The sequence below is a fragment of the Streptomyces sp. NPDC111516 genome (assembly GCF_055635345.1).
The window spans coordinates 232,792-245,119 of record NZ_JBVKBV010000009.1; the positions used below are offsets into that span (position 1 = coordinate 232,792).

Annotated in this window: 11 protein-coding genes; 4 read left to right on the forward strand and 7 right to left on the reverse strand. The window is 71.7% G+C overall.

Annotated features, from left to right (window positions below; translation table 11 throughout):
• Positions 1-91: 91 nt before the first annotated feature.
• Complete coding sequence (gene xylB, locus ACZ7L9_RS19725; protein WP_471416421.1) at positions 92-1,573, reverse strand: xylulokinase; 1,482 nt, start codon at positions 1,571-1,573, stop codon at positions 92-94.
• Positions 1,574-1,874: 301 nt separating this feature from the next.
• Between xylB and xylA the strand changes: the two genes are divergently transcribed.
• Entirely contained in the window at positions 1,875-3,044 is a 1,170-nt protein-coding gene (xylA, locus tag ACZ7L9_RS19730) for a xylose isomerase (protein ID WP_471416422.1), read from the forward strand.
• A 97-nt stretch (positions 3,045-3,141) separates the two neighbouring features.
• Here the strand turns inward: xylA and ACZ7L9_RS19735 are convergent, their stop codons facing one another.
• From ACZ7L9_RS19735 to ACZ7L9_RS19750, 4 genes are all read right to left on the reverse strand, one after another.
• Positions 3,142-4,389: an ROK family protein gene (locus tag ACZ7L9_RS19735; protein ID WP_471416423.1), complete on the reverse strand. Its 1,248-nt coding sequence runs from the start codon at positions 4,387-4,389 to the stop codon at positions 3,142-3,144.
• A 212-nt stretch (positions 4,390-4,601) separates the two neighbouring features.
• A complete protein-coding gene (locus ACZ7L9_RS19740) occupies positions 4,602-5,255 on the reverse strand; it encodes a DUF305 domain-containing protein (protein WP_471416424.1) in 654 nt (217 codons plus the stop codon).
• Positions 5,252-5,902, reverse strand: a complete 651-nt coding sequence (locus ACZ7L9_RS19745) for a DUF3105 domain-containing protein (protein ID WP_471416425.1) — start codon at positions 5,900-5,902, stop codon at positions 5,252-5,254. The genes ACZ7L9_RS19740 and ACZ7L9_RS19745 overlap by 4 nt, the downstream gene beginning before the upstream one ends.
• An 84-nt stretch (positions 5,903-5,986) precedes the next feature.
• Positions 5,987-6,415, reverse strand: coding sequence for a hypothetical protein (locus tag ACZ7L9_RS19750; protein ID WP_471416426.1), 429 nt, complete (start codon positions 6,413-6,415; stop codon positions 5,987-5,989).
• A 102-nt stretch (positions 6,416-6,517) separates the two neighbouring features.
• Here ACZ7L9_RS19750 and ACZ7L9_RS19755 point away from each other — a divergent pair, with 102 nt between their 5' ends.
• Positions 6,518-7,381 (forward strand): LURP-one-related family protein, encoded by an 864-nt coding sequence (locus ACZ7L9_RS19755; RefSeq protein ID WP_471416427.1) that lies wholly within the window; start codon positions 6,518-6,520, stop codon positions 7,379-7,381.
• Between the two features lie 71 nt (positions 7,382-7,452).
• On the opposite strand, the gene pcaB is transcribed toward ACZ7L9_RS19755, so the two are convergent.
• Complete coding sequence (pcaB, locus tag ACZ7L9_RS19760; RefSeq protein ID WP_471416428.1) at positions 7,453-8,856, reverse strand: 3-carboxy-cis,cis-muconate cycloisomerase; 1,404 nt, start codon at positions 8,854-8,856, stop codon at positions 7,453-7,455.
• Between the two features lie 172 nt (positions 8,857-9,028).
• Positions 9,029-9,796, reverse strand: a complete 768-nt coding sequence (locus ACZ7L9_RS19765; protein ID WP_471416429.1) for a VOC family protein — start codon at positions 9,794-9,796, stop codon at positions 9,029-9,031.
• A gap of 195 nt (positions 9,797-9,991) precedes the next feature.
• Between ACZ7L9_RS19765 and ACZ7L9_RS19770 the strand changes: the two genes are divergently transcribed.
• Both ACZ7L9_RS19770 and ACZ7L9_RS19775 read left to right on the forward strand, forming a co-directional pair.
• Positions 9,992-11,722 carry an FUSC family protein gene (locus ACZ7L9_RS19770; RefSeq protein ID WP_471416430.1) on the forward strand — a complete coding sequence of 577 codons (1,731 nt, stop codon included), beginning with the start codon at positions 9,992-9,994 and terminating at the stop codon, positions 11,720-11,722.
• The gene (locus ACZ7L9_RS19775) at positions 11,719-12,225 is read left to right on the forward strand and encodes a MarR family winged helix-turn-helix transcriptional regulator (protein ID WP_471416431.1); all 507 of its coding nucleotides are present in this window, start codon (positions 11,719-11,721) and stop codon (positions 12,223-12,225) included. The genes ACZ7L9_RS19770 and ACZ7L9_RS19775 overlap by 4 nt, the downstream gene beginning before the upstream one ends.
• The last annotated feature ends 103 nt before the right edge of the window (positions 12,226-12,328 follow it).

Here is a 12,328-nt window from a genome sequence, read left to right on the forward strand (position 1 = left end):
CAGGGGGAGGTGACAGCCGGTCAGTGACGCTTGCACGGTGTGCATGGTGTGTGCAGTGCGTGGGGCGTGCGGGTGTACGGGCGCACAGGTGTCAGGCACCGCCCAGCAAGGGGCCCGCGGCCCGCTCCAGCACCGAGCCGACCCTCTCCCAGGTGGCCGAGTCACGCTCGACGGCGGGCAGTCGGGCATCATCCTCGGTCGTCCAGCCGGTGGCGATCGTGACCGGGTCTGCACCTGTTGCCGCCGCGGCGGCCAGTGCTGCCGCGCCCAGGGCCACCAGTTCGCCGCCGCCGGGCACGATCACCGGCCGGCCGGAGAGCCGTCGTACCGTCTCCACCCAGGTGCGTCCCCGGGCGCCGCCGCCGACCAGGCGCAGCGGCCGGGCGGCCACCTCGGGGTCGGCCGGGTCGAGGCCGCAGGCCGACAGGAGTTCGTCGAGGGCGCGCAGTACGGTGACGACCGCGCCCTCGTAGGCGGCGCCGAGGAGTTGCTGCGGGGTGGTGTCGTGCCGGAGCCCGGTGAGGAAGCCGGAGGCGTGCGGGAGATCGGGGGTGCGTTCGCCGTCGAGGTAGGGGAGGAGCACCGCTTCGCCACCGGGGGCCGCGTCGTCGCGCTCCAGGCCGAGCAGTGCGGCGACCTTGTCCACGGCGAGCGTGCAGTTGAGGGTGCACGCCAGCGGGAGGTACGTGCCGTCTGCCGCGGCGAAGCCGGAGAGTGCCGTCGACGACGGCCGGGTCCGGGACGCGGCGAAGACCGTTCCCGAGGTGCCGAGGCTGAGTACGGGGTGGTCCAACAGTCCGGTGCCGCCCAGTCCGAGGCCGACGGCGGCGCTCATGTTGTCCCCGGTTCCCGCGGCCACGGCGATTTTGGCGGGCAGGCCGAGCGTACCGGCCGCTTCATCGGTGAGCGAGCCGATGCGCGTCGCCCCGGTCCCGGCCACCTCGGGCAGCAACGTGGTGTCCAGGCCGAGGAGTTCGAGCAGCTCGGGATCGTACGCACCGGTCGCCGTGGAGTACCAGCCGGTGCCCGAGGCGTCACCGGGGTCGGTGGCGGCGGTGCCGGCGAGGCGTTCGGTCAGGAAGTCGTGGGGCAGGCGGACGGCCGCGGCCGCGGCGGCGTTCTCCGGTTCGTGCTCCCGCAGCCACTGCCACTTCGACGCGGTGATGGAGGCCACCGGCACCGATCCGGTCCGCGCGGTCCAGGCCGCCGCCCCGCCCAGTGCCGCGGTGAGGGCGGCGGCCTGCGGTGCGGAGCGGGTGTCGTTCCACAGCATCGCCGGGCGCAGCGGACGCCCCGCCCGGTCGAGGACGACCAGCCCGTGCTGCTGGCCGGCGACCGCGATACCGGCCACCGCGGAGGCGGCGACGCCGGACTCCTTCATCCCGGCGGCGACGGCGTCGCGCAACGCCTGCCACCACACCTCCGGGTCGCTCTCGCGGGCGCCCGCCTCGCCGGTGACGACATGCGGTGCACGGCCGACCGCCAGCAGCCGGCCGGTTCCGGTATCGACGAAGGCGGCTTTGGTGGACTGGGTGGAGCTGTCCACCCCGATGACGACGGTACGCGGCGGCATGGGTGACCTCATTCCTGTGCTGCGGGGCGGGGTGCGGGGGAAAGGCTGCGGGGTCGGCTGCGGTGCGTACATCCCATCGGGGTGCGGCTTCCGGGACCGGACGCGGCCGCATCGATTTGATCGTACGGTAAACAAATTACGCGATCGCAACCTTCGGGAACAGTGATCGCTTCCGATTTCCGCCGACGGTGGGGTTACGTGCCGGGGAGCCCGCATGCATGATTAGTCATGACAGTAAACAAATAGGGTTCGGCCACTTCGACCGGTCATGGAACCCGACAGCACTGAAGGCGGCCAGACGATGACGGAACGCTTCACGCCCACCCCCGAGGACAAGTTCACCTTCGGGCTGTGGACGGTGGGCTGGCAGGGGCGCGACCCCTTCGGCGATGCGACCCGGACCGCGATCGACCCCGTCGACTCCGTGCGGCGGCTCGCGGAGCTCGGTGCGTACGGTGTGACATTCCACGACGACGACCTGATCCCGTTCGGCTCGACGGACTCCGAGCGCGAAGGGATCGTGAAGCGGTTCCGGCAGGCGCTGGACGCGGCCGGACTCGTGGTCCCCATGGCGACGACGAACCTCTTCACCCACCCCGTGTTCAAGGACGGCGCGTTCACTGCCAACGACCGGGACGTACGCCGCTACGCCCTGCGCAAGACCCTGCGCAACATCGACCTCGCCGTCGAGCTCGGCGCCACCACCTATGTGGCCTGGGGTGGTCGCGAGGGCTCCGAGTCCGGCGCCGCCAAGGACATCCGGGTCGCCCTCGACCGTATGAAGGAAGCCTTCGACCTGCTCGGCGACTACGTCACGGAGCAGGGGTACGACCTGAAGTTCGCCATCGAGCCCAAGCCGAACGAGCCGCGCGGCGACATCCTGCTGCCCACCATCGGGCACGCCCTCGCCTTCATCGAGCGCCTCGAGCGCCCGGAACTGGTCGGCGTCAACCCCGAGACCGGGCACGAGCAGATGGCCGGGCTCAACTTCCCGCACGGCATCGCGCAGGCACTCTGGGCGGGCAAGCTCTTCCACATCGACCTGAACGGCCAGTCCGGCATCAAGTACGACCAGGACCTGCGCTTCGGCGCGGGTGACCTTCGCCAGGCGTTCTGGCTCGTCGACCTGCTGGAGACGGCCGGTTACGCGGGGCCGCGGCACTTCGACTTCAAGCCGCCGCGGACCGAGGACTACGACGGTGTCTGGGCCTCCGCCGCGGGCTGCATGCGCAACTACCTGATCCTCAAGGAGCGCGCCGCCGCCTTCCGCGCCGACCCCGCCGTACAGGAGGCACTGCGCACGTCCCGGCTCGACGAGCTGGCCCGCCCGACCGCCGAGGACGGCGTGGCCGGACTGCTGGCCGACCGCTCGGCGTTCGAGGAGTTCGACGTGAACGCGGCGGCGGAACGGGGGATGGCGTTCGAGGTCCTGGACCAGCTGGCGATGGACCACCTGCTCGGGGTCCGCTGACCTCGGGACGCGGTGGCGCGGGAGCGGGAGCGGGAGCGGGTGTGCGGGCCGGACACCGGATCGGACCGGGTGTCCGGCCCGCACTCGGCCGGGTGGATCAGCAGGCCGCCCGGCCGCCCGCGTGCGCCACCGGGTCGGCCAGTACCGCCGTCATCACCAGCGCCGCAGCGCCCCGCGCAGCGTCACCCGCGACGGACGAGGCGCGCAGCCGGCCGCTCCTCGGGGACCAGAGCCCGGACACCACGCGGCCGGTCAGCTCCTCGTCGGCGGACGGTGACAGCCACGGCATCAGGTTCCGGTAGATCCCGCCGAGCACCACCGCGTCCGGGTCGAGCAGATTCACCGTCCCGGACAGCACCCGCCCCAGCACCCGGCCGGCCTCCGCGACAGCGGCCACCGCCCGCTCGTCCCCGGCCCGGACGCGCCGTTCCAGCTCGGCCACCCCGGCACCGCTGCCGGGCTCCTCGATCCCGGCGGCCCGCAGGAGCGCCCCCTGTCCCGCGTACTGCTCCAGGCAGCCACGCGAGCCGCATCGGCACTCCGGTCCCTCCGTGTCGACCACCACATGCCCGATCTCCCCGGCGAACCCGTGCGCCCCGCGCAGCAGTTCACCGTCGATGACCAGGGCGCCGCCGACGCCGATCTCACCCGTCAGATAGAGGAAACTGCGGATCGGGCCGAGGCCGCCGAACCAGAGCTCGGCCAGCGCCGCCAGATTGGCCTCGTTCTCCGAACTCACTGGCAGCGCCTCGCGACCGGGGCGTTCGGCGACGAGCGAAGCGGCGAAGAGCTCCCCGGCGGGCACCTGGTTCCAGCCCAGGTTGGGTGCCTGGCGCACCGCGCCACCGGAGACCAGACCGGGAAGCGCGAGCGTCACCCCGACCGGGAACAGTTCCTGCTCGCGGGCCGACTCCAGGGTGCGCGCCGCGATCCGGGCAGCCCGCGCCAGCACCTCCGCGGGCGGTGCGCCGCGGTTGTCCAGGTGCTCGGTGAGCCGTACCCGGCCGGTGCCCGCCAGATCGACGACACACACCGACACATAGTCGATGTTGACCTCCACGCCGAGCCCGGCGGGCCCCGTGCGCGCCACCTTGAGCGCGGTCCCGGGACGGCCCGCCTGCCCGCTGAAGGTCTTGCCGGACTCGGTGAGGAACCCGGTGTCGAGGAGCTGCTCGACGAGCGAGGACACCGCGGCCCGGGTCAGTCCCACCCGCGCGGCAACCCCGGCCCTGGTCGCTTCGCCCTCGACCTCGTCACGTACGGCCCGCAGCACGAGGCTGAGGTTGCTCCGGCGCACGGTGTCCTTGTCGGCCTTGGGCCCCAGCGGCGTGAGGTTGCTCTTCATATTGGATCCGAGCCTATGCGATCCCCTGTGCGATGCCCCCGGCCCGCTCGGAGCGCGCAGCGGAATCCGCCATGGCCCGGGCTGTGTACGCGCGCATACGGAGGTCGTCGTGTCATGACCGGGGCCGGCCCGTTCGCGGAAGAGGAATACGCCGCGAACGGGCCGTCGGCGCATCCGCACAGGTCTGCACGGGCCGCCGGAAAGTCCGGCTCTCAGGCCGTCGAACCGCGCTCCTTGAGCATGTCCGCCATGAGCGCGATCTCCGACTGCTGGCCCCGGACCATGCCCGCAGCCAGGTTCCTGATCTCCTCGGTGCCGGCCGCGTCGGCCGCCGCCTGCGCCATCTCCGCACCCGCGCGGTGGTGCGTCGTCATCAGCTTCAGGTACCTCACCTCGGCGTCCCTGCCCTTCGCCGCCCGCAGCGCGTCCAACTCGGTGTGGGTCGCCATGCCCGGCATCAGTGAACCGTCGCCCCGGGGGGTGAAGGCATGCCCCATCCACGCCATGGGCGGAGCCCCGGACGACTTCGCCAAACCCCACATCTCCAGCCAGCCGAGCATCATGCCGCGCTGATTGGCCTGGGTGTTGATGATGTCGTACGCGAGCCGGCGCACCGCCACGTCGGATGTACGGTCCCGCACGATGAACGACATCTCGACCGCCTGCTGATGGTGGATCGACATGTCGCGGGCGAACCCGGCATCGACCGATGTGTCCGAGGGCGCGCCCGCCGACACGGCGGCAGCCGCGGAGCCCGCCGAGGACGACGGCCGTACGACCATCAGCGCGACCAGGCCCAGCGCCAGCAGCAGTACCACCCCGCCCGCCACCGCCATCGGGCGCGAGGAACGGACCGCGGACGTCACTGGGCGACCCCGCCCGTGCAGGCCGCGCCCGGCTCCGGCGTCTGCGGCCCCTGAACGTACTTGGTGAAGAACTGCGCCACGCGTGCGTCGGTGGCACTCGTCACCGTCAGCTGCTTGCCCCACGCGCTGAGCATCAGCGGGGCGGCCTGGTCCTCGACCGGGCTCATCAGCGAGTAGGGCGTCGTCCCGACCCGCTTGCCGAGCTTCTCGATGTCGGCCGGCTTCGCCTTGCTCGTGTACGTGACCCAGACCGCGCCGTGCTCAAGGGAGTGGACGGCGTTCTCCTTCGGTATCGCCTTGGTGTAGACGTCGGCGTCGCAGTTCATCCACACCGGGTTGTGATCGCCGCCTACCGGCGGGTTCATCGGGTAGTCGACCGGCTTCTCGACATGGTTCTGCGTGAGCTCGTCCCAGGTCCGCTCGCCCCGTACGGGGGAGGATTTGGCTTCGACCTCTGCCTGCTTCTTGTCATCGGCGGCGGACATCAGATAGCCGCCGCCCGCGACGAGCGCGGCGACCACGGCGACGGAGGCGGTGAGGGTGATGATCCGGCTGCGCCGCTCGCGGGCCCGTTCATTGCGGCGGGCCTCCTCCAGCTTGGCGCGGCGTGCGGCGGCAGCAGAGTTCTGCTTCTTGTCGGAAGTCACGGAATGTCCTTCGGTTCAACACGACTGATGGAGCTGAGGGCATGCGGAGAACGTCCTCGGTGTCCCGAGGAACGGGCCCTGCCTCTAGATCCGTTGAACCTGCAGACGGAGATGGTCGACTTCCCGCACGGCGTCGTTGGACGGGCCGCGGATCGCGGCGGCGCCGGTGAGTGGGGCGACCGGGGCCGTGGTGGTCACGCCGGGAAGGGCCGAGGGCGCGCTCTGGCCGGGCAGCACGACTGGTGTCGCGTGCTCGGACGTCACATGGCAGGAACTGCCCGTGCCCCGGCCCTCCGGGGCGTCGGCCACCACGATCCGTACGGCCACGGAGTGCGCGGGTGTCAGGGCCCGGTCGACGGCCACGGGGTGGGTGCTCCGGTGGTGCGCGGCCGAACCCGGGAGCGCGATCGAGCAGCACGAGACCATGGCGAGCAGGACGAACAGCAGGCCGAGAATGGCCGAGGCGTGGGCGCCCTGCCGTCGTCGGTGCGTCCGTTCGCTCAGCGTGTTCATCGCCGCCATCGTACGTGGTGTGTGAAGTTTCAATGAGGGTTGGGAGTCACGGATGCGCGGAACGGGGCCTCCGTTGGCGGAGCCGCAGGGTAGTGTGCCCCGGTGACAACGCACTCGAACGTATCTGCGGGCTGGTATCCGGATCCGCACGGCGCGCCCCAGTTGCTGCGCTACTGGGACGGTTCCCAGTGGACCGAGCACACCAACCCGGCCACCGGACAGCAGCCCCAGGCCGCGGCCCAGCCGAGCCCCGCGCAGGCCCAGGCGCCCGCACAGGTGCCGCCGCAGCAGGCCGTCCCGCAGCATCAGCAGGCCGCTTACCAGCAGGCGGCGGTCCAGCCTCAGCAGGGCGGTGCTCCCGGCGCGGGCTCGCTCTTCAACCAGCAGGTCCTGGTCGTGAACCAGAAGGCCAAGCTGATCGAGTTGACGAACGAGTACAGCGTCTTCGACCAGCACGGCAACACCATCGGCTCGGTCGTCCAGGTCGGCCAGAGTGCCCTGCGCAAGGTGCTGCGCTTCCTGACCAGCATCGATCAGTACCTGACCCACCGCCTGGAGATCCGGGATGCCTACGGTCAGCCGCAGCTCCTGCTGACTCGCCCGGCGAAGTTCATCAAGTCCAAGGTCATCGTGCAGCGCCCCGACGGGCAGCCGGTCGGCGAGATCGTCCAGCAGAACGCCATCGGCAAGATCAACTTCGCGATCATGGCCGACGGCCGGCAGATCGGCGCGATCAAGGCAGAGAACTGGCGTGCCTGGAACTTCGCGATCGTCGACCACAACGACGCGGAGATAGCCCGGATCACCAAGACCTGGGAAGGCCTCGCGAAGACGATGTTCACCACGGCGGACAACTATGTGCTGCAGATCCACTACCAGCTGCCCGAGCCGCTGCTGAGCCTCGTCGTGGCAACGGCCCTGACCGTGGACACCGCCCTCAAGCAGGACGCCCGCGGCCTCGGCTGACGGGCGGGCGCGACGACCTCCCGGGCTGAACCGGATGCGTGCTGCCCTACCCGTACGCGTACTCCTGTCGGTCACCCGCGGTCCAGAGCGCGGTCGGTGAGCGGGCCCGCGCAGCCGGTGTAGCGGGCGGGATCGGCCAGTTCGGACAGATCGAGACCGGCGAGTTCGGGCTCCTCGTCCAGCACGTCGGCGAGGACGTCGGCCAGATCCGTGGTCTCCGCGCGGGCCCGGGCGGCGGCGTTCACCAGGACCTCCTTGGCACGCTTGCGGCCGATCCGCTCGGCGAACACGGCGGCCAGTCGCTCCGCGACGATCAGCCCGTCGGTGAGCTGGAGATTCTCCCGCATGGCGTACGGGACGACCCGCAGCCCGTCGGTGAGTTCGGCTGCCTCGTACGCGGCCCCGCCGACGAGCCGCAGCAACTCGCGCAGCGGCTCCCATTCCGCGTGCCACGCCCCGGCCGGCCGCTCGTCCTCGGCGACGAGCGAGCCGTACAGCGTCGCCGCCAGGCCCGGAGCGCGACGGGCGGCCGCCACGATCAGTGTGGCGCGCACCGGATTGGCCTTCTGCGGCATGGTGGACGAACCACCGCCCTGCCCCTCGGTCACCTCGCCGATCTCCGTACGGGACAGGGTGAGTACGTCGGCCGCCAACTTGCCGAGCGCACCTGCCGTGAAGGCGAGCGCGCCCGCCAGGTCAGCGATCGGGGTCCGCAGGCTGTGCCACGGCAGCAGCGGTTCGGCCAGACCGAGTTCGTTCGCGAATGCCTGGAGCAGGGGCAGGCCCGGGCCGCCGTCCTCGGTGGCGGCGGTGCCGGACGCATCGGTGCCGGAAACGCCGGCCTCGGCTGCGTCGACGGGTGTGAAGGCGTCGAAGACGGCCAACGTGCCTGCCGCGCCGCCGAGTTGCGCGGGAAGCGACTCCCGTACGGCGCAGAGGCGGTCCCGTGCGTCGAGGATCAGTGCACGCCACCCCGCCGCCTTCAGCCCGAAGGTGATCGGCACGGCGTGCTGGGTGAGCGTACGGCCGGCCATCGGGGTGTTTCGGTGGGCGACGGCCAGCCGTGCCACCGCGTCCCCGGACCGCACCAGATCGTCGAGCACGGGCGCCAGGGTCCGCGCGGCGACCAGCATGGCGGCCGTGTCGAGGATGTCCTGGCTGGTGGCGCCCCGGTGCACGTACCGTCGGACGCCGGGCTCCACCGCGGCGGCCAGGTCGACGACCAGCGGGATCACCGGATTGCCGTCCGTACGGGCGCGCAGCGCCAGACTCCGTACCTCGAATCGGCTCGCGTCGGCCGCCGCGGTCACCGCACGCCCGGCCTCGGCGGGCGCGAGCCCGCAGCCGGACTGGGCGCGGGTGAGCGCGGCCTCGGCGTCGAGCATCGCCTGCAGAAAGGCGTCGTCGCCGGTGGCCGCCTCGGCGGGGGAGCCGGCCCGCCCGGGGGCGAGCAGTCCGGCATCGCTCTCGTACATCAGCTGAACTCCAGGAAGACCGTTCGTCGTTCCCGCCCAGCAGGCGGATGTCGAACCGATGGATACGCGGATCCGTGCGTGTCGCGGCCAGTGGGTCACCAGGGTCATGCGTTCGGATCGAGCCCGGTGTGATCCAAACGAGAGGCCTTACGGCCAATCGTGGGTCAGGCCGTCAGCCTTCGTCGCCCGTCCGGTGGATGCCGAACGCCGCGCCCTGCGGGTCCCGTACCACCGCGATCCGAGGACCGTCCGGAACGTCCGCCGGCGGCATCAGCAGCTCGCCGCCCGCCCCCTGCGCGGTGGCCGCCGCCGCGTCGACGTCCGGCACGGCGAAGTACGGCAGCCAGTTCGGCGGCGCCTCCGGCGGGAACCTGTCGTCCATGACCAGCAGGCCACCGAAGTCCTCGCCGGCCACGCCCCACTGCGGATAGTTCCCGGAAGCGGCGTTCACCGTCCACCCGAGGACCGCGGGATAGAAAGCGAGCGCCGGGTCGGCCTGACGGGTGACGAGTTCGACCCAACCGAGTGCACCCGGGGCGTTCAGCAGTTCGGCACCGGCAAAAGCACGCCCCTGCCACAGCGAGAACACCGCGCCCGACGGATCCGCGACCACCGCGAACCTGCCCTGGTCGAACACGTCCATCGGGCCGATCAGCAGCTCGCCGCCCGCCGACCTCACCTTCTCGACCGTGGCGTCGGTGTCCTCGGTCGCGAACGAAACCGTCCAGGCGGGTTGCTGTCCCGGCTGGTAGATCGGACTGAGCGCGGCCACACGCGCGTCTTTGAGGTGCGCCATGGTGTAGCCGCCCGCCTCCTCGCGCGGGTCGGTCTCGAGGCGCCACCCGAAGAGTGCCGCGTAGAACGACTTGGCGGCAGGGATGTCGGGCGTACTCAGCTCGACCCAGCAGGGACCGCCGGGCACCGGTGCGGTGAGCTTCATTCGGTTTCCTCCATGGACGGGCGGATTCGCGGGCGGGCGGATACGTGGACGTGGTACCTGGGCGTACCGATGCGTGACTGTTTGTCCTTGTGTCCGAACGCTATTGCTTCGCGGAGAGGTCAGCCATCGGTGTCGTGCGGCAGGGCGCCGGGCGAGCAGGTGTTTTACAGGTGTAATACCTGCTAAAGTCTTTGGGTGAGTGATACAACCATCCGGTCCCGTCAGCCCTCCGTCCGCAGACTCCCGCTGGTGGCCCCCCTGCGCCTCGCCCGGCCCTCGGACATGTGGTTCAAACCGGCGCTGAGCGTGGTCGTCGCCACCGCTGTACCGGATCTGGTGCTGTTCGCCATCGACCGGCTCGACCTCGTGATGTACACGATGGCCGGTTCACTCTGTGCGCTGTACGGCCACAACCTGCCGTATGCCCGCCGGGCCCGCGCCGTCGCCGGAGTCGTCGTCTCCATGGTCATCGGCCTGGCGATATCCCTGCTCGCCGCGTCACTCACCGGATCGACCGCCGTACTGATCGCGGTGGGCGCGCTTCTCGCGGCCGGACAGAAGATGCTCTGCGACGCCACTCGCATCGGCCCGCCCGGACCGTTGATCTTCACCTTCATCACCTCGGCCGCACTCTTCGCCCCGCAGGACCTCGGGCAGGTCCCGGGCCACCTCGCGCTGACCCTGGCCGCGGGCGCGGTCTCCTGGCTGGTCGCGGTCGGCCCCGCGGTGATCCGCAGGGAGGGTCCGGAGCGCCGGGCGACCGCCCGCGCACTCGACGCGGCCGCGGCATACGTCACGGCACCCGGCCACCGCACCCGGCACGCCGCGGTCGCCGCCGTGCACGCGGCCTGGCAGACCCTGCTCGCCGCCGGACGCCCCACCCCCGTACGCCGGGCGCTCGAACGCCTCGTCATCCACGCCGAAGCCGTCCTCGCCGGAGGCGCCCTCGGCGACTCACCGGCCGACCCTTTCTCCGCCGCCGCCCCCGCCTCGGCCGCCGATCCGGGCCGGCTCCGCGCCTGGGCCAGGCAGACCCGCGCCCGCGGACCCGTCCCCACCCCGCCGCCCGCGCCGGGTACGGCGGAGGAACTGTTCGGCATCGACGCCGAACGGGCCGCCCGGCGCACCGGAAGCCGCCGCGACTCCCGGCGCGCACTGCTGCGCAGCTTCGCCCCGGGCTCCCCGCTGCTTCCCATCGGCGCCCGCGCGCTCATCGGCTGCGCCCTCGCCGGATACGTCTCCCAGGCGGCCGGCGTCGGCCGCCCCTACTGGGCGATCGTCACCGCGGCCTCGCTCTACCAGGCCAATGTGACACTGACCTGGAACCGGGCCCTCCAACGGACCCTCGGCAATCTGCTCGGCGTCCTCGTCTTCGCCGCCATCCTCCCGATCAGCCGCACCGGCCCCCTGGCCCTCATCGGCTTCTGTCTGTTCTTCGGCTTCGCGGCCGAGGCCCTGATCACCCGCAACTACTGGCTCGGCTCCATCGCCGTCACCCCGATGGCCCTGCTGGTCCTGGAATTCGGCGGCACCCACCCGGCCGGTGAACTCATCGGTGACCGGGTCCTGGACACCGTGATCGGCGCCGCGGTGGGCCTGCTCGCCGCCATGCTGGTGACCAACCGCCGCGCCACCGGGCGCCTGGAGAAGGCTCTCGCCGCCACCGATCAGGCGCGCGCCCACGCCGTGCACGCGCTCGCCGCGCCGCAGCCCACGCCCGCCGCCCTCGACGCCGCCCGTCGCAGGCTGACCGGTTCGCTCGTCGAGCTGCGCGAAGCCGATGACACCGCGGCGGGCGAATGGTGGCAGCGCGCCCTGCCCCAGGAGCAGGTCCTCGCGGCCGAGCAGGCCGGACACCGTACGCTCGCGGCGACAGCAACGCGGCAGGGGCTGATCGCCCCCGCCCAGGAGAACGGAGCGGTGTGACCGACGACATCGTCGCCTCGGTGGTGCGGCAGTGGCAGGCCGTCAACCCGGAGCTGGACACCGGACCGATGGAACTCATCGGCCGCATCAACCGCTGCGCGGCGCTGCTCCAGCAGGCGGAGGACGCCCCGCTGCGCGCAGCCGGCCTGACCCGCGCCGAGTTCGACCTGCTCGGTGCGGTACGCCGTACCGACCGCGAACTCACGCCCGGCGAGCTGGCCAGGGAGACGTTCTCCTCCGGCGCCGCCGTCACCAAGCGCCTGCGGGTCCTTCAGGAACGGGGCCTCGTCGAGCGCCGCGTCGACGCCCGCGACCGGCGCGTCGCCCATGTCCGCCTCACCGAGGAAGGACGTGAGCTGGTCGATCGGCTGCTGCCGCGCCAGCTGGCGTACGAACGCACGGTGCTGTCCGGTCTCGACGAGCAGACCCGTAGCCGACTCAGTGCCCAGCTCAGCGAGTTGCTGGTGCAGCTGGAGGGGCGCATCGGCGGCGCCGGGCGCTGAACCGGAGGCCGGTGCCGAACCGGGGGCCGGGCGGCCGCGGCGAAAAATCCCGCGCGGACATCAGTACGTCGCTGCTAATGTCCCCTCGCATGAAGCGCGCTGC